General features: G+C 38.0%; 26 protein-coding genes and 1 riboswitch. Of the genes, 19 read left to right on the top strand and 7 right to left on the bottom strand.

The features are described from left to right. Positions 1 to 32: 32 nt before the first annotated feature. Positions 33 to 632: a DedA family protein gene (locus LAV82_RS18545; RefSeq protein WP_013057032.1), complete on the bottom strand. Its 600-nt coding sequence runs from the start codon at positions 630 to 632 to the stop codon at positions 33 to 35. A gap of 301 nt (positions 633 to 933) precedes the next feature. Here LAV82_RS18545 and LAV82_RS18540 point away from each other — a divergent pair, with 301 nt between their 5' ends. The 8 genes from LAV82_RS18540 to LAV82_RS18505 all read left to right on the top strand — a co-directional run bounded on the left by LAV82_RS18540 (position 934) and on the right by LAV82_RS18505 (position 8,242). Then, positions 934 to 2,214, top strand: coding sequence for a GntP family permease (locus LAV82_RS18540; protein WP_098546808.1), 1,281 nt, complete (start codon positions 934 to 936; stop codon positions 2,212 to 2,214). A gap of 19 nt (positions 2,215 to 2,233) precedes the next feature. Further along, a complete protein-coding gene (locus tag LAV82_RS18535) occupies positions 2,234 to 3,010 on the top strand; it encodes a 3-hydroxybutyrate dehydrogenase (protein WP_013057034.1) in 777 nt (258 codons plus the stop codon). A gap of 194 nt (positions 3,011 to 3,204) precedes the next feature. Beyond that, positions 3,205 to 4,665: an aminoacyl-histidine dipeptidase gene (locus tag LAV82_RS18530; protein WP_499716685.1), complete on the top strand. Its 1,461-nt coding sequence runs from the start codon at positions 3,205 to 3,207 to the stop codon at positions 4,663 to 4,665. A gap of 244 nt (positions 4,666 to 4,909) precedes the next feature. Beyond that, positions 4,910 to 5,383, top strand: coding sequence for a hypothetical protein (locus LAV82_RS18525; protein WP_499716684.1), 474 nt, complete (start codon positions 4,910 to 4,912; stop codon positions 5,381 to 5,383). Between the two features lie 189 nt (positions 5,384 to 5,572). Continuing rightward, the gene (locus LAV82_RS18520; protein ID WP_499716683.1) at positions 5,573 to 6,151 is read left to right on the top strand and encodes a GNAT family N-acetyltransferase; all 579 of its coding nucleotides are present in this window, start codon (positions 5,573 to 5,575) and stop codon (positions 6,149 to 6,151) included. 157 nt (positions 6,152 to 6,308) lie between these two features. Then, positions 6,309 to 6,638, top strand: a complete 330-nt coding sequence (locus LAV82_RS18515) for a PadR family transcriptional regulator (protein WP_013057038.1) — start codon at positions 6,309 to 6,311, stop codon at positions 6,636 to 6,638. 18 nt (positions 6,639 to 6,656) lie between these two features. Further along, positions 6,657 to 7,376, top strand: coding sequence for a pentapeptide repeat-containing protein (locus LAV82_RS18510; RefSeq protein WP_499716682.1), 720 nt, complete (start codon positions 6,657 to 6,659; stop codon positions 7,374 to 7,376). 179 nt (positions 7,377 to 7,555) lie between these two features. Next, positions 7,556 to 8,242 carry an O-methyltransferase gene (locus LAV82_RS18505; protein ID WP_035438961.1) on the top strand — a complete coding sequence of 229 codons (687 nt, stop codon included), beginning with the start codon at positions 7,556 to 7,558 and terminating at the stop codon, positions 8,240 to 8,242. Positions 8,243 to 8,428: 186 nt separating this feature from the next. On the opposite strand, the gene LAV82_RS18500 is transcribed toward LAV82_RS18505, so the two are convergent. The 6 genes from LAV82_RS18500 to LAV82_RS18475 form a co-directional block, all read right to left on the bottom strand. Further along, positions 8,429 to 9,340: a LysR family transcriptional regulator gene (locus tag LAV82_RS18500; RefSeq protein WP_211079312.1), complete on the bottom strand. Its 912-nt coding sequence runs from the start codon at positions 9,338 to 9,340 to the stop codon at positions 8,429 to 8,431. Positions 9,341 to 9,461: 121 nt separating this feature from the next. Continuing rightward, positions 9,462 to 9,647, bottom strand: a complete 186-nt coding sequence (locus LAV82_RS18495; RefSeq protein ID WP_499716681.1) for a hypothetical protein — start codon at positions 9,645 to 9,647, stop codon at positions 9,462 to 9,464. A 157-nt stretch (positions 9,648 to 9,804) separates the two neighbouring features. Then, complete coding sequence (locus LAV82_RS18490) at positions 9,805 to 9,939, bottom strand: hypothetical protein (protein ID WP_013057043.1); 135 nt, start codon at positions 9,937 to 9,939, stop codon at positions 9,805 to 9,807. A 138-nt stretch (positions 9,940 to 10,077) separates the two neighbouring features. After that, on the bottom strand, positions 10,078 to 11,340 hold the full coding sequence (locus LAV82_RS18485) for a dicarboxylate/amino acid:cation symporter (protein ID WP_013057044.1): 1,263 nt from the start codon (positions 11,338 to 11,340) through the stop codon (positions 10,078 to 10,080). A gap of 52 nt (positions 11,341 to 11,392) precedes the next feature. Then, positions 11,393 to 12,721: a diaminopimelate decarboxylase gene (gene lysA, locus LAV82_RS18480; protein WP_211079313.1), complete on the bottom strand. Its 1,329-nt coding sequence runs from the start codon at positions 12,719 to 12,721 to the stop codon at positions 11,393 to 11,395. A gap of 138 nt (positions 12,722 to 12,859) precedes the next feature. Further along, positions 12,860 to 13,042: riboswitch (Lysine riboswitch) on the bottom strand. A 66-nt stretch (positions 13,043 to 13,108) separates the two neighbouring features. Continuing rightward, a complete protein-coding gene (locus LAV82_RS18475; RefSeq protein WP_029321764.1) occupies positions 13,109 to 13,621 on the bottom strand; it encodes a CBO0543 family protein in 513 nt (170 codons plus the stop codon). 308 nt (positions 13,622 to 13,929) lie between these two features. Between LAV82_RS18475 and LAV82_RS18470 the strand changes: the two genes are divergently transcribed. From LAV82_RS18470 to LAV82_RS18420, 11 genes are all read left to right on the top strand, one after another. Then, the gene (locus tag LAV82_RS18470) at positions 13,930 to 15,048 is read left to right on the top strand and encodes an NAD(P)/FAD-dependent oxidoreductase (protein ID WP_499716680.1); all 1,119 of its coding nucleotides are present in this window, start codon (positions 13,930 to 13,932) and stop codon (positions 15,046 to 15,048) included. A 73-nt stretch (positions 15,049 to 15,121) separates the two neighbouring features. Further along, positions 15,122 to 15,436 carry a YckD family protein gene (locus LAV82_RS18465; protein ID WP_013057048.1) on the top strand — a complete coding sequence of 105 codons (315 nt, stop codon included), beginning with the start codon at positions 15,122 to 15,124 and terminating at the stop codon, positions 15,434 to 15,436. Between the two features lie 160 nt (positions 15,437 to 15,596). Then, positions 15,597 to 17,321 (top strand): PAS domain-containing sensor histidine kinase, encoded by a 1,725-nt coding sequence (locus tag LAV82_RS18460; protein WP_013057049.1) that lies wholly within the window; start codon positions 15,597 to 15,599, stop codon positions 17,319 to 17,321. Positions 17,322 to 17,407: 86 nt separating this feature from the next. Further along, positions 17,408 to 17,671: a DUF1292 domain-containing protein gene (locus LAV82_RS18455; RefSeq protein WP_013057050.1), complete on the top strand. Its 264-nt coding sequence runs from the start codon at positions 17,408 to 17,410 to the stop codon at positions 17,669 to 17,671. Between the two features lie 152 nt (positions 17,672 to 17,823). Beyond that, entirely contained in the window at positions 17,824 to 19,068 is a 1,245-nt protein-coding gene (locus LAV82_RS18450) for an acyl-CoA dehydrogenase (protein WP_140456815.1), read from the top strand. Beyond that, positions 19,046 to 19,819: an SDR family oxidoreductase gene (locus LAV82_RS18445; RefSeq protein ID WP_078081843.1), complete on the top strand. Its 774-nt coding sequence runs from the start codon at positions 19,046 to 19,048 to the stop codon at positions 19,817 to 19,819. The genes LAV82_RS18450 and LAV82_RS18445 overlap by 23 nt, the downstream gene beginning before the upstream one ends. A 19-nt stretch (positions 19,820 to 19,838) precedes the next feature. Then, positions 19,839 to 21,455: a long-chain-fatty-acid--CoA ligase gene (locus LAV82_RS18440; RefSeq protein ID WP_499716679.1), complete on the top strand. Its 1,617-nt coding sequence runs from the start codon at positions 19,839 to 19,841 to the stop codon at positions 21,453 to 21,455. A gap of 90 nt (positions 21,456 to 21,545) precedes the next feature. Continuing rightward, positions 21,546 to 22,112 carry a TetR/AcrR family transcriptional regulator gene (locus tag LAV82_RS18435; protein ID WP_499716678.1) on the top strand — a complete coding sequence of 189 codons (567 nt, stop codon included), beginning with the start codon at positions 21,546 to 21,548 and terminating at the stop codon, positions 22,110 to 22,112. An 80-nt stretch (positions 22,113 to 22,192) separates the two neighbouring features. Then, a complete protein-coding gene (locus LAV82_RS18430; protein WP_029321774.1) occupies positions 22,193 to 23,074 on the top strand; it encodes a 3-hydroxyacyl-CoA dehydrogenase family protein in 882 nt (293 codons plus the stop codon). After that, a complete protein-coding gene (locus LAV82_RS18425) occupies positions 23,074 to 23,856 on the top strand; it encodes an enoyl-CoA hydratase (protein WP_140456816.1) in 783 nt (260 codons plus the stop codon). Before LAV82_RS18430 ends, LAV82_RS18425 begins: the two co-directional genes overlap by 1 nt. A 14-nt stretch (positions 23,857 to 23,870) precedes the next feature. Then, a complete protein-coding gene (locus tag LAV82_RS18420; protein ID WP_013057057.1) occupies positions 23,871 to 24,272 on the top strand; it encodes an acyl-CoA thioesterase in 402 nt (133 codons plus the stop codon). Positions 24,273 to 24,279: the final 7 nt, after the last annotated feature.

The following is a 24,279-nucleotide window of genomic DNA, read 5'->3' as shown; positions in this document are numbered from 1 at the left end:
AAAAAGACCCCAAGGGGTCTTTTTTTATACTCTTACATTGAACTAGACTGTTCGCTGCAGCTGCTTTTTTTAAAATAGAACTTATAAATTAAAAATCCGCATACAGCCACTACCGCTGCAATTAAAATATAGGTTTGTGCATCTGAAATAAAAGATTGAATGGACTTAAAGTTTCCGATTTGTCCTAACCAAAGCATGGCAATATTCAAAGGAAAGATACCAAGAAATGTGAGCAGAGCAAACGGCATAGGTTTCACTTTAGATAGCCCTGAAAGGTAGGAAATGTAGTTGCCGAGCCCTAAAGGACGAGCAATCGCAATACTCCATAATCCGCATTTTTTAAACCATTTTTGTGATTTCTCAAATGCTTTTTTCTTCTTTGATAATTTTTTCTTTACCTTATCCTCTAATTTATAGCCTATCCCATAAGGTATAAAGCTAAAAGCTGTATAAACGGCGCTTCCTGCAAAAGCGATTAATAATAATTTCACTATGTGCATGTTTAATAAGTATCCGTAGGTAAGGGTGAGAAGAGAACCAGGAAACGGCAGGGAGGAAGCCTCAATGGCCAGTCCGCTTAAAAGTCCCCAAATTCCAAATTGTTTCAGTAAGTCTGTTATGAAATGTAGCATAAGATCGCCTCTTTTTCTGTGTCATAACATTCAAATACCCATCTATATGTTCGGAAAAACTTATAAAAGAAAAGAAAATACAGGAAGAAAGCGGGATGTGAAAGAAAAAAACTTAGCTTCTACTCAGAGTAAAATTATAGGAGGAAAATAATCGAGTGTGGATTTTTAAATAAACTACGACTTTTATTCATGGTTTTGATTCCTTTTATTCATTTTACTTATAAAACTAACGGGTGTAAACTTGTGGTGTTGTGAAATAATCCATTATGTATATGTATTAAAAAGGAAAGGAGGTTACCGTGTGGTTATTATTGTAGGATTGTTATTGTTGATGTTTTTTGCTTATCTAGGATGGTCTATTATCTGGGTGGCGCCTGTTGTAGCTACGTTCGTTGCTTATTTTAGCGGTTTAAAAGTACTGCCTACTTATACAGATGTGTATATGGAAGGGTTTGTAGATTTCGCTGCAAAATGGTTCCCCATCTTTTTATTAGGAGCCGTCTTTGGAAAGCTAATGGAAGATACAGGCGCAGCTAAATCGTTGGCGCAGCGTATTGCTAAATTATTTGGAAGTAAAAGAGCCATTTTAGGGGTGCTGATTGCTTCAGCTATTTTGACATACGGCGGAGTGAGTCTATTCGTTGTTGTCTTTGCGATTTATCCTTTAGCAATCGCGCTATTTCGAGAAGCTAACGTATCGCGAAATTTACTGCCAGCAACCATTGCACTCGGAGCATTTACGTTTACAATGACAGCGATTCCAGGTACGCCTCAAATTCAAAATCTGATCCCGACTGCTACATTTAAAACCAATGCAATGTCCGGTTCGATTATTGGAATGGTCTCAGGTCTTATTATGGCAGTGGGAGGATATTTATGGTTAGCTTATCGCGATAAAAAATTAAAAGCTAAAAATCAAGGGTTTACCGAGCCTAATGAATCATCAGTCGCAGCGAGTGAAGAGCAGGACTCGATGAATGTAATATTAGCTATTTTACCGCTGATTGTTGTTGTCGTGGCATTAAACGTTTTAAAATGGGAGCCTATCGTTTCGTTATTAATTGGTATTTTTTCTATTTTACTTATTAATTTTAAACATTATAAGAAGTTTATTTCTTCTATAAATGAAGGAGCAAAAGGATCCGTGATGGCTGTTATTAATACGAGTGCAGCAGTAGGTTTTGGCTCGGTTATTACAGCAGTTCCAGATTTTAAAGATGTCACGCATGTGTTGCTAAATGTTTCGAGTAATCCGCTCGTTTCAGAAGCGTTAAGTGTTCAAGTGCTAGCGATGATCACGGGTTCAGCATCCGGCGGTATGGGTATTGCGCTTCAAGCATTAGGAGATACGTGGTATCACTTATCTCAAACGACGAATTTAAGTGCTGACGCTCTGCACCGTATTGCAAGCGTTGCGTCAGGTGCATCTATTTTACCGCATAACGGTGCGTTGTTAACACTGTTAGCCGTAACTGGCCTTCGGCATAAAGAAACCTATAAAGACGTATTTGTTGTTGCATTTATCATTCCAACAATCGCTTTATTTGCAGGAGTCGCATTAGCGGCAGCCGGTATTATTTAAAAACAGGAGGAGAATACAGATGGTTGAAAATCAAGTAATTGTAATCACAGGAGCAGCAAGAGGAATTGGGTTTGAAATAGGTAAACGATTCGCAGAAAACGGAGGAAAAATTGTGTTATCCGACATTGATCAAGCTGCTGTAGAAGCTGCAGCACAAAATCTTCGTGAAGCTGGATTTGAAGCGCTTGGTGTCAAAGCCGATGTAACAAAAGAAGAAGAAATCAAACATTTAATTGAAACAGCAAACGCGCATTTTGGAGCGGTTCATACGTTCATTAATAACGCTGGCTTGCAGCATGTTTCTCCAATCGAAGAGTTTCCAACTGAAAAATATGAGTTAATGATCAAAATTATGCTCACAGCTCCATTTATGGCGATTAAGCACGCGTTTCCGATTATGAAAAAACAAGGGTTCGGACGTATTATTAACGTTTCTTCTATCAACGGTTTAATCGGTTTTGCGGGCAAAGCAGCTTATAACAGTGCTAAACACGGTGTAATTGGGCTAACAAAAGTAGCTGCTCTTGAAGGCGCAGCACACGGTATTACGGTGAATGCACTTTGTCCTGGCTATGTGGATACACCACTAGTGAGAGGTCAGTTAGATGGTTTAGCTAAAACAAGAAATGTACCATTAGAGAGTGTGCTTGAAGAAGTTATTTATCCTTTAGTCCCTCAAAAAAGATTACTAGACGTGAGCGAAATTGCTGACTATGCTATTTTCTTAGCGAGTGATAAAGCAAAAGGTGTAACTGGTCAAGCGGTAGTAATGGACGGCGGATATACAGCTCAATAAAAAATAGAATAAGTCATTAAAAGCATAAAGGAGTCTAATGAGCTCCTTTATGCTTTTTTATGTTATATCTATTCTATCGAGTTAATCAACGTTAAAATATAACTAGGCGATACATAAAAGAAGCCTTATACTATTTCTCCTATAAAGATAAATAGTATGATAAAAAAGCCTACAGATTAGAAAGGATGATACATATGGTGCAAACAGTAAATGAATTAATTAAACATCCGGTTTTTTATTTTTTTAACGAAATTTCAGCTATTCCTAGAGAATCTGGAAATGAAAAGAAAATTAGTGACTATTTAGTTTCTTTTGCAAAAGAAAGAAGCCTTGAAGTTATACAAGACGAGGCTTTAAATGTAATTATTAAAAAGCCGGCAACTAAAGGGTATGAACATGCTCCAGCCATCATTTTGCAAGGACATATGGACATGGTATGCGAGTTAAATAAAGGAACTGTGCATGATTTCGAAAAAGATCCGCTTCAACTGCGAATTGTGGAAGATATGCTTTATGCAAATGGTACTACGCTAGGAGCTGACAACGGGATTGCCGTTGCATATGCACTGGCTTTACTAGATGCTCAGGATATAGCTCATCCTTCTCTTGAAGTAGTCATTACTACTGAGGAAGAAACAACTATGGGCGGAGCCATTGCTGTAAATCCAGCTCATTTTGAAGGGAAAATCTTTATTAACCTTGATACAGAAGAAGATGGAAAGCTGCTTGTCAGCAGCGCAGGCGGGATAAAAGGCGTGCTTCGTATTCCCGTAGACTGGGAATCCTCTTCCGATAACTCAGAAACATATAGCTTAAGCATCGGTGGATTGCGCGGCGGACATTCTGGAATGGAAATTGATAAAGAAAGAGGAAATGCTAATAAACTGCTAGGGAGAGTTTTATATGATTTACAACATGAACTTCCCTATTCTTTAAGCAGCATTAGTGGAGGATTAAAATCAAATGCGATTCCCCGTGAATCAGAAGCAATTCTATCAGTTGAGCCTTCTGAGGTAGGAAAGCTAGAAAATAAGATTCGTGAGTGGAACGAAATAGTAAAAAATGAATTACAAGCGGCTGATCCGAGCGTATATGTGAAAATAAACAAATCTTCTTCCGTTGAGAAATGTTTTACAAAAGAAACGACAGAACGAATTGTACAAGCCATTATGCTAACACCAAACGGCGTTCAAAGCATGAGTATGAATATCGAAGAATTGGTAGAATCTTCTACTAACTTAGGTGTGATTACGACGACAGAGTCTGAGATTGTTTTTCAAAATGAAATCCGCAGCTCAGTAAAAAGCTTAAAAGAAAAAATAGTAAGTCAAGTGCACATACTTGCTCAAGTAGTCGGAGGAAGAGTTGAAACAAAAGGTAATTACCCTGAATGGGCGTACAATGGAGATTCAAAAATTCGTGAATTATGTAAAAAGGTTTACAAAGAAAAGTATGGGGAAGAGGCGGAGATCAACGCCATCCATGCTGGAATTGAATGCGGTATTTTCCTGGAAAAAATCCCTGGATTAGACGCCATTTCGCTCGGTCCCGATATATACGACGTTCATACACCTGATGAACACCTGAGCATTCCGTCTACTATTAAGACATGGGAATACTTATTAGCAGTATTAAAAGAAGCAAATAAGATATAAAGTTATCAGCATCACTATAATTTTTTAAAAAGAGCTTCTGTAAAGGAGCTCTTTTTCATTCGTCATTTATCGGATAATAATCAGAATTCCGTCAACACGTCAGGCAAATGAGAATATTTATGTAAGCGTTTTACAAATAAAGGTTTTAAAACGGGCTTAAAAGAGGTAAACAATTACTAAAACGATAGACAAATGAATTCAAAACAAGCTCTACAACTAATAAATTAGTAGGGAGAGAATGTATATGAATGATAATAGTCTTATCAAAGATCCCTTTTTGGAAAAAGGAGAAGTTGAATTTTTAGAATTAAGGAAAGACGAAATACGTTATCTAAAGTTCGATCGGTTTTTGAAAGTGATTAAAACACTTAATCAACGCAGTGATAAAGGCTACCAGAGTCTTATGCTTTCCGTTGATGGCTTTAAAGGTAATTCAAGAGAATTATATGAGATAGAGGAGTTTCGCAGATACGTAAATTTGTTAATTAATCAAGTTCCTCAAATATTATTTTATATTCATGATAAAAACAAAATGACTAATCAAATTTTGAAAAGTCTATCAAACAACAGCAGCCAGCCGGCCTCTATAGATCCTAAAAGAGCACGTTTAATGATTGATGCCATACAGGAGCAAGTAGAGAAAACAGAGGATAAAGAGATAAAGGAGAATCTTTTTGAATTCGTATGTAAAATCCAGAGCTTTGTGAATCAGTATTAACATTTTCCAATAGAAAAGTAGAATCCATATTATAAAAAAGTACGAGAACTCAAAGTTTCTCGTGCTTTTTTATTAGAAAAACAGTAGAAAGAGAAAAGGATTATCAACATAGATTGATAAATAACAAATAATAATGGTAAAGCTTCATATTCCGACGTGAAATAACAAAATAACAAGGAGGAATGAACATTGCATCATATTGAAATAAGAAGACCAAAAACAGAAGACAGCGCAGAACTCCACGAGCTTTTTAATGAAGTAATCACAGATACCTTTCATAAAGAGGGTCTATCTGACATGGTGAACGATATACAAATAGAAATTGAAAGTAAAGAACAATATTTAAAAAGTGACCTCGATAGCGGTGGAAAACATCGATACTTTTGGCTTGGAATAGATAAGTGCACCAATAAGATTATTGGATGTATCGAATATGGTCCTGCTAGTGAATTAATTACGGCGTGTACAAAAGGAGAGCTGCAAGGATGGATTGAAATCGGCACAGTTTTTGTTCATCCAAAGTACCAAAGAAAAGGTGTAGGGACACTGCTTTTACATACTATGCTGCTTACGCTTCAAAGCAAAGAAATTAAAAAAATTTGTTTGGACAGCGGATACAAAAATGCTCAGGAAGTATGGAAAAACATATTTGGAATCCCTGATTATTTAATAAAAGATTACTGGAGCAAGGGGTATCATCACATGGTTTGGAAAATATCAGCAGAAAGTACGCCGATAGTATTTAAGCTCAGTTATAACGAAGAATAAGGTCTCTCCTAGAAAATAGCCGGTACGTTTCTACCGGCTATTTTCTACTGGTTAAGCTGTTTACATATGTTCAATTATAAATTAGTGTATTTTATTGAATATAATACCTTGATTGTCATGGTAATATGATTTAAATTATACATAAAGAGGTGATACTTTGGTATATGCAAAAATGTCTTCAGATTTACTTCGGGGACATACAGATACAATGATTTTGAAATTACTTCTCAGCGGAGATAAGTATGGTTATGAAATTAGTAAGCTTATTTATACCTACTCTAAAGAGCAGTATGAATTAAAAGAAGCCACAATGTATTCAAGCTTGAAGCGCCTGGAAAAAGACGGGCATATTCTTTCTTACTGGGGAGATGCTGTACAAGGCGGTCGCAGAAAATACTATAAAATTACAGAACAAGGAAAAAGCGTATATAAACAAAACAAAGAAAACTGGGAGCAAGCGAAAAAAATTATTGATTTATTGTTGTAAGAAAGGATGATGTTATAAATGAACGAAAAAATAAAAAATCATGTGCATAACATTTTGGCTCCTTATCAGGATGTAAAAAATGTTCAAGATCTAGAAGAAGAACTATCACAGAACTTGCAGGAAAAATTTACAGATTACAGAAAAGACGGGCATAATGAAGAACAGGCTTATTATATGACAATCAATTCTATCGGTGATATCACAGAACTGATTCAATCAATAAATGTAGAAACAAAGGAATTAAAGCAAACCGTCCCTATGGATTTTTCAAAGACCGAGCTTACAAAATCTGATTTTCGTTCTATATCGGTGTATAAAGGGAAATTTAATGCAAGTAATTTGAATGAATCTGATTTTAGCTACGCAGATCTTACAGACAGCATGTTTAAAAGCAGCAATTTAACGAAAGCAATATTTCATCAGGTTAATTTGACAGGCGTACAATTTAAATGGGCAAATTTTAAACAGGCTAGTTTTAAAGGCTGTATCTATGACACCACGTACTTTAAGCAATGTAATTTAACAGACGTTGTATTTGACGAAGAAACATTTAACGGAACAATCTTTGAAGGAACATCATTAAAAAAAGCCTCATTTCGCAACGCAACTTTGCTAAATGTACAGTTTCGAGGATCAGATTTAAAGAAATCCGATTTTGAAAGTGCAAAAATGGATAAATTGACATATAACTTTTTAAAAAGTGCCAAGATAGATCTTAGTAAAGTTACGATTATTTAAAGATAAAAAAGACCTCTCTGAAGGTCTTTTTTTATGGACATATAACAATTCTTTTTAAGAGCGAGCAGGATAGTTTATGAGAGAGCTAGAACACATTCATAATACGAACGATTATGGCAACAAGCTGAATATGAGAAGAACATATTCGTATCTTTGAAATAATAAAGCTTTTATCACTTATGTGGAGGAGTATGGAAATGTCTATATATGAAATTTGGAATGAAGTGGATCTTTATATGAATGATAAGCTTATACAACCTGACCCTATTCTTGATGAGGTATTGAAGGCAAATCAAGAAGCTGAATTACCTGCCATCGACGTATCGCCTAGTCAAGGAAAGTTTCTGCATTTGTTAGCTTCATTAAAAGGAGCTAAACGCATTTTGGAAATTGGTACTCTTGGAGGGTACAGCACGATTTGGCTAGCCAGAGCTCTTCCGAAAGACGGGCAGCTGATTACGCTCGAATTAAGCGCTCATCATGCAGAAGTAGCAAGAGCTAATTTAAAAAGAGCGGGAGTAAGCCACTTAGTAGAAGTCATTGTCGGCCCCGGGCTTGATACATTAGCTGTATTAAAAGATAGGGGAACAGATCCGTTTGATCTTATCTTTATTGATGCTGACAAGCCGAATAACCCAAATTACTTAAAGTGGGCTCTAGAATTATCGAAAAGAGGAAGTCTGATTATTTGTGATAATGTTGTTCGTCAAGGGCATGTGGTGAACTCAGAAAGTGAAGATGAAAATGTAAAGGGAATTCGTCAATTTATGAATGCTCTGGCTCAAGAAAAACGAATCAGCGCCACGGCTATACAAACCGTTGGAAGCAAAGGCTATGATGGATTCATTGTAGGGATTGTTGAATGATAAAATTTGTATTACACCTAAAAAGAGACGGAGACATAACTAAACCCATCCAATCAACAGCTAGAATCAAATACATACATGAAACCTACGTTCATCATCACCCTAAAAAAATCCGAACGAGTTGGATTCTCAACCAAACTCGTTCGGATGGTCCTTCAACTAACATACTTTTGTTCCAGACTCTTTTTAAATGGGCCCCAATTTATCTGTCATTTGTTTTTCGGTTAAAAAATTAATCAATTCTCGTACAGCGAATGAACTGTAGCGTTCTTTTAACAGAATAATTCCAAGTTCCCACATCATTTCAGGATCTGCAATAGGTACGGTAGTAATATTGGGATCTTTCACTTTGGCATAAAGCGATTCGGGTAAAATAGCAATACCTAGTTCTGCCGCTGTTAATTCAATAATTAAATCCCATTGAGAACTTTTATACGCTATAGAAGGCACAAAGCCTGATTTTAAAGCATCTTGAATTAACCGGTCGTGCAGCGTAAATTCTTCACTGAACATAATGAATTTTTCATGCTCCAATTCTTTCATCCAGACGGAAGAACGTTTCGCTAAAGGATGGTTTTTATGCGCGTATAAAAGGAATCTCTCCTTAAGGAACGGGTATACGTGAAAATGTTCATCATGAACGCTTGTGAGAGGAAGCATAACAATCCCCATATCTACACCAGCCTCTTCCACAAGTGCTTCAATTTTTTTTGCTCCAAATTCAATAAGCTCTAGAGATACTTTAGGGTATTGTTCATTAAATGCTTTTGCAATCTTCGGGAAAAACAAGGTCCCGATGAGCGGAGGGACTCCCATCTTGATTTGCCCTGTTTGCAAGTTCACTAAATCTCCCAACAAGTGAGGCATGTCTTTTAACACCGACAGAGCTTTAGTTGCCTGATGATACACGACTTCTCCTGCATCGGTTAGCTTTAATTCTCTTGTTGAACGATCAAGAAGCTCAAATCCTAGTTCATTTTCTACTTTTTTGACGGCTTTACTTAAAGCCGTTTGTGACAAATGAACTTGCAGCGCTGCCTTTGTAAAATTTTTATGATTCGCTACCTCTATAAAATATTCTAAGTCTCTGATTTCCATGTGAAACTCCATTTCTGCAAACTGCTTATCCTTTTTCTTTACTCTTTATTTTAACCATTAAATTATTTACTGTAAATGTGCTGATTATATCCAATGAATAAAAACAAGGAAAGGAAATGAACTAAAGTTTCCGTCGAAATTGATTTATAAAACGAATAATTTTTTTATAGAGAAACATAGATTTTGCTATTAGCTGATGGGGGATATAAAGATTTTTGCATGTGCGTGCGGGCAAAAATGCAAAACTGATTAAAACAACTGAAAGTCCAAATGCTGCGGTTGTAATCTCTAGCCAGGAAAACATCATACCATTCCTCCTTTTATAAACCTACTAATAGAATATGTAAAAGTTCGAAAGGAGGTTGTACGATAGACCTATAACGAGTGACGGTATGAAGCTCTCTCTAAAAATAAAATTACGTCAAAGAACGTTTGGCACAGGCCCTGCGTTCTTTGACGTAATTTTATTTTCGCTCTTCAGCCTGATGCTCTTGTTTGTTTTGTTCAGTGAGACGTTTTTGATGAGCTTTTGTTTCTGCACTTACGTGATTTGCATCATTCGGTTGATTCTTCTTTGAACCTCCTGCAGCGTTACTCATTAGACGACACCTCCAGTCTGGTTATGAAACATACCTATAGAATGTGCGTATTTACAGACTTTATACACCTCTATCGATATTACTGCACACGAAAAAAGCAAAGGGAGAGTCACTAAGACTGTTCCCTTTGCTTTTTTACTAGGCGACTTTATCGGTGGTGATAATTTTGTTAATCCAGTCTTTTCCTTCTGTAAACCTTGTAACCAGCATTGCTGTTACTGTATTTCCTGTACTATTTAACAGGGTAGCAGGGGCGTCAATAATCGTGGAAATGACCGCAATAATGGGCAGAACTTCTGGCGAAAATCCATAAATCGTAATAATTAACATTTCGCCAATCATACCGCCTCCAGGGATTGCTCCCATTACAGCTCCAACTAAAAAGGCTACACCTAAAATACTCAAAATGCTCGTAGCAGAGGTCATATCTTTTCCAAACAAACTGAATAAGAAAACAATTTTTAGAATACCGCCAATAACAGAACCATCTTTATGCGTGTTTGCTCCTAATGGAATCACCGTTTCAGCAATATCAAGTGGCACACCCATTTTCTTTGTTGCATCTAAATTGACTGGAATAGATGCAGCAGAAGAACAGGTAGCAATAGCGGTGATAGAAGGAGCAGCTGCATTTTTCCAGAACAGTTTAATTCCTGCTTTACCGCCAGCAATCCATGCGTATAGCGTAAAGAAGCCGAAATAGTAAACGATTGCAATTAATAAATAAAGAATAAATGCTCTAGCGTACCCTTGTAAGATCTTTGGTCCTAGTTCTCCTACTACAGTAGCAAAATAGCACCCTAAACCAATTGGAGCATAGTACATCACAATTTTAACAACCTTCATCGATACTTCTTGACCCGAAGTCAGGAATTTCGCCATAGGCTGTCCTTTTTCACCGGCCATCGTTGTAGCAATACCGAAAATGACGGCAAAGACAATTAATTGTAAAATATGCTCTTTCGAAAATAACTGAACAAAATCAGGTACAGTAAAGGTACTAACAAGCTGAGTTAAAAGCGTCATTTTTTCAGCTGTATTTTCACTGTCACCCATTAATTCTTTAATCGCAGAAGTATCTACGTTGTGCAGCGGATTGTAAAGTGACGCGCCTAAAAAGCCTAGAACAGCTGAAACAGCAGCAGTAGCGATAAACACAACGGCGATACCTAGCATAATTTTACCGAGACGTTTCATTTCGTTCATGTTTGCAATTGCCGAAGCCACACTAAAAAAGACAAGGGGAACGATAATCATGAACATTAAATTAAGAAACAAATCACCAAAGGGCTTTACGACTGCTACATCGGGCCCGATAGCATATCCTGCTATCCCGCCAATTAAAATAGCGAGAAGCAGAATAAGCGATGATCTGTACGTTTTAAATACACTTAAAACCATAGTTATATTTCCTCCAAACAACAATAGCTTCTTTACTACGCAAGAACAGCTATCATTTGCTCATTGCATACGTAGTAACGACTGGCTTTACATCTTTTCGCACCAAATCTTCGTATGTTTCTCGCTCCACAGCAAGACGAGCTTCTCCATTTTTTACAAATACAACAGCAGGGCGCGGAATGCGGTTGTAATTGCTAGCCATTGAATAGTTGTAGGCACCTGTAGAGGAAACTGCTAATAAATCTCCTTGATTAACGCGCGGTAAATCGATATCCCAAATAAGCATATCTCCTGATTCACAGCATTTCCCCGCAATCGATACCGTTTCATCTTTTTTATCCGTCACTCTATTAGCCAAGACAGCTTCATGCTTTGCATCATACAAAGCAGGACGAATATTATCGGTCATACCCCCGTCAATTCCCACGTATTTGCGTACACCTGGAATCTCTTTCGTTGAGCCAATTGTATAAAGCGTTGTACCCGCTTCTCCTACGATGCTTCTTCCAGGCTCAATCCAGACTTCCGGAAGAGTATAATTTTGTTCCGTTAACGTACGGCTTAGCTTTTCTGTCAGTGCATCTACATAATACTCAACTGGAAGAGGAGAATCGCTTTCGGTATAACGAATACCAAAACCACCACCTACGTTTAAAACTTTTACTTCAAAGTCCATTTTATCACGAATATTGAATAAGAAATCAGTTAAAATATCAATAGCGCGAGAAAAACCATCTACTTCAAAAATTTGCGAACCAATATGACAATGAATGCCTAAAAGATTATAATAAGGCTTTTCTAATGCAGAACTTACCGCTTTCATGGCTTGGTCATTGGAAAGACCAAATCCAAACTTTGAGTCTTCTTGTCCGGTCATAATATATTCGTGTGTATGGGCTTCAATCCCTGGAGTAACACGGAGAAGAATAGATGCTTTCTGTTTGCGCTCAGCTGCTAAGGCATGCAAAACTTCAAGTTCGGTGAAGTTATCCACAACAAAGCAGCCGATATTCGCATTAAGAGCCATTTCAATTTCTTCAATCGTTTTGTTATTTCCGTGAAAATGAATGCGTTCAGCTGGATATCCCGCTTCAAGAGCTGTAAATAATTCCCCTCCTGAGACCACATCTAATGACATATCAAGCTTCGTTAAAAGATTAGCCATTTCCATACAAAGAAAGGCTTTCCCTGCATAGGCTATTTGATATGAAAATCCACTTCTTTGGAAGGCTGAATGGAAGGCCTGGCATTTCGTCTCAATTAATTCTTGATCGTAGATGTATAGGGGAGTGCCGTATTGTTTTTTCAGTTCGACCGTATCGCACTGCCCAATTTCTAAATGATTGCTGCTGTTAATTTTACTCGTTCCATGTAAGTACATAATCCATATCCCTCCATTTAAATCATTCAACTATAACTTTGATGATCAATAGAAAAACACAAAAAAGACCCGTGAAGTGATGTTCACGCGTCTTGGTTTCATAATAATAAAGTATTATTACATTCTAGGCATCAACATCTCTTCAATAGCTCTCCACAAACCAAATGGTTTGTGACAGCTCAGCATTTATTCAATACTGAACCAGTATATGAACACAATGGATGTCTATATACTTCGGCACGAAATCCCTTTTACTTATCTTCACAGACTCCATTAGTCTCTAATAAGTGACTCTTGATTTCATGCACCTCTATTCTCAGAGAGGAAAATTATATTTAAATGTAACTCCTATTATATTTCCTTTTCCTCTGTCTAGTCAATGAAAAGTTAAGGCATAGGAATATCAAAAAAAATAAATAAAAAAGCTATAAAGCTTCCAGATAGAATCCAAGCAGCCAGTGCTGTCTTCTGATGAATGATTAAAAGTGAGAACGTGACAACATTGAAGAGAAAAGAACACAGCAGCGACCATCCATAATGATGAGTGATACTGTGATTAACATAAGCAATGAACTCAATCACAGTAAATAAAAGCGCCCACAAAAGAATCCACCACAGCCGGCCGCTTACATGCAACGGCAGCCTTCCTAAAAAAACCGGTATAACAAACGGATAAATAATTAAGGTTATTCCAAGGGAAACCATTAGGTGATCGGGTAGAAAAAGGTGATCAATACCAACAGGGTGAAATACCCATACGCGGTGATGAAACAGCAGCACTTCATAAAGCAAATTCCCCGTGATCCAAAACAACAAAGTAGGATAGTATTCTTGATATCTCCGCCACTTGCCAAATAGTAAACCAAGAATGATGAAAAATAATACAAATGAAGATTGCATACGCTCTCCTTAAAATAATGGTTATTTCTTTTTATTTACATATTATAGTGGTTTTATTCTTTTATCTTTTTATTCAGAACCTATAATAGAAAAGCGTTAAAAATGTACTATCACTATTTATGTTTCGCTTCATCCTGCTATAGTCTTGGTAAAGGAGCTTAAATGAAAGGAGCAATACGTCAAATTCAGCAAGACTCAAAAATAAGCTCAAAATAGCTTCACCTAGTATGTGACTTCTTTTTTTGCTATGCTAAAATTGCGTACATAATGGCATAAGAATACTAGAAGAAAGAAAAGGGTGTTTTGGTATGAAAACATACATCGTAGTTGGAGCTGGGATACTTGGAGCTTCTACAGCATATCATTTAGCAAAAGCAGGAGCAGATGTGACATTGATAGATCGCAAGGATGCGGGTCAAGCTACTGATGCAGCAGCAGGAATTGTTTGTCCATGGCTTTCGCAGCGTCGAAATAAAGCATGGTACCGCTTAGCAAAAGGCGGCGCCAAGTACTATCGAACATTAATTCAGCACTTAGAAGAAGATGGAGAAACGGATACGGGATATAAGCGAGTAGGAGCAATTAGCTTACATACTGATGAGCAAAAGCTTAAAAAAATGGAAGAAAGAGCATATAAGCGTCGGGAAGAAGCTCCCGAAATAGGCGAGATTACACGTTTATCCGCTAAAGAAACACAGGCTTTGTTTCCCGTTCTTTCGAAAGAATACAGTTCAGTTCATATTAGTGGAGCCGCTCGCGTTAACGGAAGAGCTCTTCGAAACGCACTTGTGAATGCAGCGAAGAAAAACGGTGCAAAAATAATAGAAGGAAACGCAGAACTACTTTATGAAAATAATCAAGTAACGGGCGTTTCCGTAAATGGACAAACCCTTCTAGCAAGTACAACAATCGTAACAGCAGGAGCGTGGGCAAATCAATTACTAGAGCCTCTTGGAGTGAAATTTTTAGCAAGCTTTCAAAAAGCACAAATTGTCCACTTGCATCTCCCTGATGTAGATACAAAAGACTGGCCCGTTGTGATGCCTCCAAGCGACCAATATATTCTTTCATTTGAACAAGGTCAAATTGTCATTGGAGCAACACATGAAAACGACACGGGTTATGACTTGAGAGTAACTGTTGGGGGGCTTCATGAGATTTTTTCAAAGGCCTTATCAATTGCTCCCGGCTTAACAGAAAGCACAGTCTTAGAAACAAGGGTAGGGTTTCGACCATTTACTCCAGGCTTCTTGCCAGTCATTGGAACTCTTCCGGCTTACGAAGGAATACTAGTAGCGAATGGTCTCGGAGCTTCAGGCTTAACGTCGGGTCCTTATCTTGGTTCAGAGCTTGCTAAATTAGCACTTGAAATGGAAATGGAAATTGATCTTAGCGACTATGATGTAGGAGGAGCTATCGAGTCTTAAGCAAACAGAATGAATGAAAACAAATAGAAGTTCGTAAACTATAACTACTATATGATGAAAGGAAGTAGATTGTTTGCGAAAGATTATGATAAGTGCAGCAGCAGCTTTTTTATTTATGAGCGCGACGCCTGTATTAGCAGAAAACAATCCTCAGCCAGAAACAAAAGACGTGCAGCTAACGTCTCAGCAAAAGCAGGAATTGTCCGTGCTGTACAAAGAAATGCTAGCAAAAAAGAAAGAAATACTTTCAAAATATGTGGAGTACGGTGTGCTAAGCAAAACGGAGAGTCAAAACATTTCTTCACATATGGAAAATCGCTATCAGCATATGGAGAAAAATGGTTTTGTTCCGAAGCGACACTGTCATAAAATGCATCATTCAAAGTAATTCATATTCACATAAAAAAGCGCCTTTACAGGCGTTTTTTTATGTGAGTGAATGGAAAATATCCGCTTCTTTATCTAGTAAATTCTAAAATCCTCATGTAAAATTAAGAGAATTAGAACGAGTAGGAAAGATGCTAGTGAGGGGTAGGTAAATACGAACGATGAACGAAAATAAAAAAATAGTCCGATTACATGCAGAAAATCATTCAGCTGAGGCGCTAGGAATCATATTTGCTTACAAACAAAAAGATGACCATCTTGTTTACAGTATGTATCAAGGTGAAAGCGTTCATGAGCAAAAAATACCTCTAGAAGAATGGGTCTCGTATGAGCATTTTTTCGAAGCACTAAACAAAAAGAAAAAGCTTATGTACGAGCTTCAAATAAATGATAAACGCTATGTAGTAAACTTAACCCCTTTATCTTACACAGAAAAGCCTGAAATTATGGGGCATTGCGTGAATATAACTAGTTATCAGGAGAAGAAAGAACAGATTCAGCCTTTTATTTATCATAACGCAGATGCTGTTGCTGTCGTTGACTTAGAAGGTAAAACGCTTCAAGTGAACCCTGCGTTTGAGAATACATTTGGCTGGACGTTTGAAGAAATTTATCAAAAGCCTCTTCCAATTATACCTTCGTTTTTAAAGGAGCCAGTGTGCGAACTTCATAAGACCATTCAATCAGGGGAATCGAAAACGGAATTTGAGACGGTCAGACAGCATAAAGACGGTCATTTAATTAATGTAAGCGTCACACTATTCCGCGTTGAAAATATGAATGATTGGCCGCTATGCATTGCTTTTGTCTATCGAGATATAACATCACGAAAGCAGGCTGAAACGGCTTTAAAAGAAAGCGAAGAACGCTACCGAAGCTTGATTGAGTTATCGCCGGAAGCGATTATCGTTCATAGTGAAGGGAAAATTGATTACATCAACCCTGCAGGAGCCAAAGCGCTAGGATACAAAAGTCCTCAAGACGTATTAGGAGCGTGTGTTTATCAGTTTGTTCACCCTGATTACTATGATGTGGTAAAACAGCGAATTTATCGAATGAAAACAGAAAATAAATCTGTAGACCTACAGGAAGAGAAGTTTATTCATAAAGACGGTCATACGATTGATGCCGAAACCATTGCTTTTCCTATTCCCTATATGGGAAAGCAGGCCATTCAAGTTTTGTTTCGTGATATTACAGAACGTAAAAAAACTGAAAAATTGCTGCGTGAATCCGCTCAGCTTTCCTTAGTCGGACAATTAGCAGCTGGCATAGCTCACGAAATTCGAAACCCTCTGACGGCGGTAAAAGGATTTATGCAGTTATTAAAAGAAACGAGCGGTCAGCCTTACTATGTAGAAATGATAAATCATGAGTTAGATAGAATTGAATTGATTACTGATGAGTTCTTGAGTCTTGCAAAGCCTCAGGCGAAAACCTACAGGGACAAACATGTCCAAGATATTTTAGAGAATACTTTAAAGCTAGCTGAGGTGCAGGGGATTACGGAGAAAATTCACGTAAAAAAAGAAATTGATCTTCATCTTCCTCTCGTATTATGCGAAGAAAATCAGTTGAAACAGGTGTTTAGCAATATATTTAAAAATGCAGTCGAATCTATGCCAAGTGGAGGAACCGTAACGATTCAACTAAAAAGATTTAATCAGGAGAACCTTGTTGTCCGGTTTAGCGACGAGGGGCCAGGCATCACGCAGGAAAGAATGCAGCATTTAGGAAAGCCTTTTTATAGTACCAAAGAGAAAGGAACGGGGCTTGGACTGATGGTGTGTTATAAGATCATTCGAGAACATAGAGGAGAAATTAACTTTGTAAGTGAACTTGGAAAAGGAACTACCGTAGACATTCTTTTGCCTTTTAAAAAGTAGATTCTACTTTTATAAGCATGAAACCTTTTCTAAAGGGGAATACATGTTAGTGAACGAATAATGAGATTAAAATAGGAGGGAATAAGATGGAACGCATTGAAACGGGAGAGATTTTTACAATTTTAGATGAAAATGATCAAGAGCAAGATATTGAAGTGCTTGGAAAAATGACGATTGAAGGGCACGATTATATTGCTGTTGCGTTTGTGGAAGAAGTTTTAATTGAAACAGAAGAAGAAATTGATGTTTTCTTTTTGAAAATTGAAGATGATGGTGAATGGTCTTCAATTGAAGATGACGATGAGTTTGAAAAGGTATCAGCCGTATTTGAGGAAATGACATCCGCGTAAAAAGAGAGGTTAAAACCTCTCTTTTTTTATTTTTAAATAATATAATATTTAGAATTTTTCTAAAAATGTCTTGCTGAATTATTTCCCTTCATTTATGATTGAATATGTAACATACCAACCGGTTAGTAAGTAAATGAAAGCGAGGGACTACCGTGTATTTTTCTTACTCTGATAAAGTAGTGAAGCTGCAAAAAGAATTGACCTCTTTTATGGAAGAGCATATTTACCCAAATGAACGGCTATACGAACAACAGCTGAATGAACAGCCATCTAGATGGTCAGCTGTTCCTCCGATCATGGAAGAGTTAAAAGAAAAAGCAAAGCAAGCTGGATTATGGAACTTATTTTTGCCAGAAAGCGAATACGGAGCGGGTCTAACAAATGTCGAATATGCCCCTCTTTGCGAAATTATGGGCCGTTCTATTATTGGACCAGAAGCTTTTAATTGCGGAGCTCCTGACACCGGCAATATGGAAGTACTGGTTCGATACGGAACGTCCGAACAGAAAGAAAAATGGTTAAAGCCGCTGTTAAATGGAGACATTCGCTCCTGCTTTTCTATGACAGAACCAGATGTAGGTTCTTCTGATGCCACAAACATTCAGTGCAGTATTGTAAGAGAAGGCAATGAATATGTAATAAATGGAAGAAAATGGTGGTCTTCAGGTGCGGGAGATCCTCGTTGCAAAATTGCTATTGTCATGGGAAAAAGCGATTTTACCGCATCTAAATATGAACAGCAGTCTATGATTCTAGTTCCATTAAATACTCCAGGAGTTAAAATTGAACGAATGCTGCCAGTCTTTGGATACGATCACGCTCCTCATGGACATGCTGAAATTCATTATGACAATGTGCGTGTGCCAGCGTCTAATATGCTTTTAGGCGAAGGCAAAGGATTTGCTATCGCTCAAGGCAGATTGGGTCCTGGACGTATTCATCACTGCATGCGGCTAATAGGAGCAGCGGAAAGAGCGCTTGAAGAATTATGTAAGCGTATTCAAAATCGTTCTACTTTTAATAAGTTGCTTTCCCAGCAAGGGGTTATTCAAGAATGGGTGGCAGAATCGCGTATTGAAATTGAGCAAGCTCGCTTATTAACATTAAAAGCTGCTTATATGATGGACACAGTTGGAAATAAAAAAGCGCGGAAAGAAATTGCTATGATTAAAGTAATGGCTCCTGCTATGGCTTTAAAAGTCATTGATCGTGCTATTCAAGCATTTGGAGCAGCAGGTGTTTCAGAAGACACGCCGCTTGCGGCACTTTGGGCAAATGCCCGCACTCTTCGCCTCGCTGATGGTCCAGACGAAGTGCACAAAGCTCAGCTTGCAAGACTTGAATTAAAATCCTATCAAGAAAAGGAGGCAACATATGCACATAAAGGATTTGTTTGATTTAACTGGGAAAACAGCTATTATTACCGGCGGAGGTAGAGGATTAGGAGAACAAATGGCAGAAGGGCTTGCAGAGGCAGGGGCAAATATTGTTCTATGTTCGAGAAAAAAAGAAGCATGTCAGCAAGTGGCCGATCGATTGGCCACTACAGGCGTAAAAACCCTCGCTTTAGCATGCGACATCAGTCAGCCTGAAGATATTAAAAATGTCGTGCATCAAACGATTGAAAAATTTGGACGTATTGATATTTTAATTAATAACAGCGGAGCTACGTGGGGTGCTCCAGTTGAAGAAATGCCTCTTGAAGCATGGCAAAAAGTGATGAATATTAATGTTACAGGAACGTTTTTAATGTCCCAAGAAGCTGGAAAAGAAATGATTAAACAAAAAGCTGGCAAGATTATTAACATTGCTTCAATTGCCGGTCTTGGAGGAACAGATCCTCAGTACATGGATACAATCGGGTACAACACGAGTAAAGGAGCGGTCATTACGTTTACGAAAGATTTAGCTGTCAAATGGGGACAGCATAATATTCAAGTTAATGCGATTGCGCCGGGATTTTTCCCTACTAAAATGTCAGGTGCGATTATGGAACAAGGTAAAGGTTATTTTCTGAGTCAAACCCCTTTAAAACGCTTTGGCTCCGAAGCTGATTTAAAAGGAGCGGCTGTTTTTCTTGCTTCTGCGGCGTCTAATTATATTACGGGAGATATTCTGACAGTAGACGGTGGAGTTCATGCTATGTGAATAAGAAAGGAGTAACTTGATGGAAGACGTTAAAAAATGGTTTACACCTTATCCAGAAGCTTACACTCATGACATTCACATCGAAGATACTTCACTATTTGATATGCTGAAAGAAACAGCCGAACGTTATCCTGCTCACACGGCAACGCGCATGTATCAGCATACGTTAACGTACCAGGAGCTGTATCACTCAGTTCGCGTATTTGCAGGAGCACTACAGAAAAAAGGGATTAAAAAAGGAGATCGTGTAGCAATTATGCTGCCAAACTGTCCGCAATATATAATAAGCTATTTCGGCATTGTAGCAGCGGGCGGCATTGTGACTCAGGTCAACCCTATGCTTGTCGAACAAGAGCTAGAGCATATTTTAAACGATTCCGGGGCAAAAAAAATAATTCTGCTCGATGATTTTTATACGAGACTTCAAGAGATAAGAAACCGCGTTGATATAGAAGAAGCGATAACTGTCAGCTTGCAAAAACCTTTTGTTCCTACATCACCAGACCTTTCCTTCCTAGATTTTTTAACCATCAAGCATGAATTTAATCAGCCGGTCATCCATCCAGGACACGATATCGCTGTTCTTCAGTATACGGGAGGAACGACCGGACCATCTAAAGGTGCGATGCTTACACATACAAACATTTACACAAACGCAGTTCAATCATACGAAATATTTAAGCATGATATTGAATTAGGAAAAGAAAAATGCTTAACCGTTATTCCATTATTTCACGTATTTGGCATGACTTCCTGTATGCATTTATCGATTCTTTGCGGAAATGAAATATTGCTATTGCCGCGTTTTGATTTGGAAGAAGTACTAAATACAATAAAAAAAGAGCAGCCTAGTATTTTTCCTGGCGTGCCAACTATGTATGTTGCTATTACAAATCATCCGCGGGCAGAAGAATACAACATCGAAAGTATTCGCATCTGCAACAGCGGCAGTGCGCCGATGCCTATTGAGCTGATGAAAGAGTTCGAACGAAAAACGGGTGCTAAAGTGTTAGAAGGGTACGGCTTATCAGAAGCATCCCCTGTCACGCATTGTAACCTGCCGTTTTGTGAGAGAAAGCCAGGTACAGTCGGACTTGGCGTTCCGCAAACTGCTTATAAAATTGTAGACGTGGCTACCGGAACAAAAGAACTGCCAAGAGAAGAGCTTGGAGAAATAGTGATTAAAGGCCCTCAAGTTATGAAGGGCTATTGGAATCAACCTGAAGAGACGGCTCACGCGCTTAGAAACGGCTGGCTGTACACAGGAGACATTGGACAGATAGATGAAGACGGGTATTTATCCATTGTTGATCGCAAAAAAGATATGATTATTGCGAGTGGTTTTAATGTGTATCCTCGAGATATTGAAGAAGTCTTATATGAACACAGCCACATTAAAGAAGCCGTTGTAATTGGTGTGCCGCACCCTTACAGAGGAGAAACGATTAAAGCGATTTTGGTAGTGAAAGAAGGGAAATCTCTTTCCGAAGAAGAGCTTACTTCTTATTGTCGACATCACCTTGCCGCTTACAAAATTCCGCGAATCTTTGAGTTTCGCGCTGAGCTTCCTAAGACCAATGTAGGGAAAATTTTACGACGGGCACTACGAGAAGAAGTGGTGAAAGAAACGATGTAAATAAGCTGAACATAAACAAACTTTTTCAAAAGCTCCCTCTAAGCCATGGTATAATTTGTGAAAATGAGAAAAGACAGAGAGGGTTTGACGATGAAAGATTTGATGATGGAACGAAGCATTCAGCTTTTTGCTCAAAAAGGTTTCAAAGAAACGTCTATTCAAGATATTGTAAATGAATTAAACGTCACAAAAGGAACGTTTTATTATTATTTTAAAAGCAAACAAGAGCTTTTAATGGATATTCACCTTCAATATATTGAAAGATTAATAGAAAACCAAGAGACGATTCTTGCAGATAAGACAACATCTTATCCAGAAAAGCTTCACAGCATTATTTTTAAACTTGTTCATGATATTGAGAAAGAAGGTCTTCGAGCTAAAGTGTTTTTTAGAGAGATGCGTCATTTGAGTGAAGAACACTTAGAACAAATCATTCCAAAGCGCGATCGTTTTAAAGAAAACGTACAAGAAATTATTGAAAAAGGAATAGAAGCAGGGCAGTTCCGTTCAGATTTGCCTTCAGATATCGTGACGCTAGGCATATTAGGAATGACAAATTGGAGCTATTTTTGGTTTCAGGCGGATGGAGAAAAATCAGATCGAGAAGTTGCGGCTATTTTTTATAAGATGCTGGTGAAAGGTATTCAGTCACAGTAGCTGATAGGCTAGACAGTGCTCGTAAAAGGCGGGAAAGTATAAGCTCTTTCTCTCCTTTTATATTAAAAGGAGGCTATAACATGAATAGTAAAGACATACAGCGTATTGCTGTTATTGGAGCAGGACAAATGGGACATCAGATCGGTATGCTTTGTGCACTTGGAGGATATGAAACAATTATTCAAGATATGAATGAACAATCACTCATTGATGCAAAAAATAAGCTGGAAGCGATTATAGGCAAGTGGGTTCATAAAGGAAAAATCTCTTCTGAGGCTAAAGAAGCCGCATTTCGAAGATTGTCTTTTACAAACACATTAAAGGAAGCGGTTTCAAATGCTGATTTTGTAATTGAAGCTGTGGTAGAAAAGTTAGATGTAAAACAAAGTGTCTTTAAAGAAATAGATGAGTACGCACCAAGTCACGCCATTTTAGCATCGAATAGTTCAACAATTGTTAACTCGCTTATTGCAAGTGCAACAAACCGTCCAGAGCAAATCGTTAACATGCATTTCTTTTTTCCTCCCCTTGTAATGGACTGCGTAGAAGTTGTGATGAGTGAAAAGACAAGTGAAAAAACAGCTCAAACGACAATGGAAGTTTGCAAGCAAATTAATCGTACAGCAGTCCTTCTGAAAAAAGAAATCTCAGGTTTTATTGCCAATCGAATTTTAGGAGCGTTGCAAAAAGAAGCCGTTTTCCTTTACGAAAATGGATACGCAAATTTTGAAGACATTGATACGATTTGCAAAAAAGCGCTCAATCACCCGATCGGTCCTTTTGAATTGATGGATCTCTCGGGAATTGACGTCGGATATTTTGTGATGCAGCAGCGCTATAGCGAAACGGGGGATCCAGAGGACAAGCCAGCTGCGTGCATTGAAGAAAAAGTTCAAAAAGGCGAGCTTGGACGCAAAACAGGAAAAGGTTTTTACACATACCACACACAAGGAGTGAAGTAATGATGAAAAAATTTGTACGTGTTGAAAAAGAGGAGAAAACGGCAATTGTAACCATTGATAACCCGCCTTTAAATGTAATGAGCCAGACTGTTGTGCAGCAGCTTGAAGAAACGTATGAAGAGCTTAGTAAAGATCCGGATGTAATTACAATCATTTTAACAGGAGCGGGCGAGCGGGCGTTTATGGCTGGAGCTGATATTAAAGAGTTTCCTCAGTTAATGGGGCAAAGCGGCATTAAAGAAGAGTTTATGAAAACCCATCGTGTTTTGCAAAAACTTGAAAACATTGAAAAACCAACAATTGTCGTGTTAAACGGTTTAACGTTTGGAGGAGGATGCGAACTTTCACTAACCGCTGATATACGCATTGCCGAAGAACATGCTCAAATCGGTCTTCCGGAAGTGAAGCTCGGATTGTTTCCTGGAGGCGGCGGAACTCAGCGTCTTCCACGCGTAATCGGCGTTTCTAAAGCTAAAGAGTGGATGTTTGCCGGCAGTCCTGTTTCTGCAGAAGAAGCGCTTCATGCAGGCTTTGTCAATCATGTCATGCCTAAAGGAAAAGGGCTCGAAAAAGCAAAAGAGCTGGCTAAGAAATTTAACCGTCACTCTCTTCCGTCACTTTCTCGAATTAAGACAGCGGTAAACGAAGGAATAAATCGTACATTATCTGAAGGTCTTGAACTTGAGGCAGAGCTGTTTGAAGAAGTCTTTCAAACAGAAGATATTAAAGAAGGAGTATCAGCATTTATTGAAAAGCGTCCCGCTGTTTTTTCACATAAGTAAAGGAGGAGAAGATCATGTATGAAACACAGGTCAAAGTGCGCTTTTGCGAAACAGACGCACTCGGTCACATTAACAATACGAGCTATTTCATTTATTTAGAAGAGGCCCGGATTGCTTTTTTTGAAGAAATGGGAGCATCCATGCATACAGAAAAGTGGGAGTATATTTTAGCGTCTACTAAATGTGATTTTGTTGCGCAAGGTTATTTTAATCAAGTGCTAATGATTAAAACCTTTGTATCTAATGTCGGCAATAAAAGCTTTACAATTGGACATGAAATTACCGACAGCAAGACGGGATCGCTGATTGCTAAAGGAGAAGCTGTCATCGTGTACTTTGATTTTGATGCACAAAAAAGCGTTTCTATTCCAGCGGACATTAAGCAGTTTTTGATGAATTATAAAGTAGCTGTTTAACTATAAA

It is taken from the genome of Bacillus sp. ILBB4 (assembly GCF_035064545.1).
GTDB lineage: Bacteria > Bacillota > Bacilli > Bacillales > Bacillaceae_H > Priestia.
The sequence above is the reverse complement of the archived record's forward strand: the minus strand, read 5'-3'. Positions and strand labels throughout refer to the sequence as shown.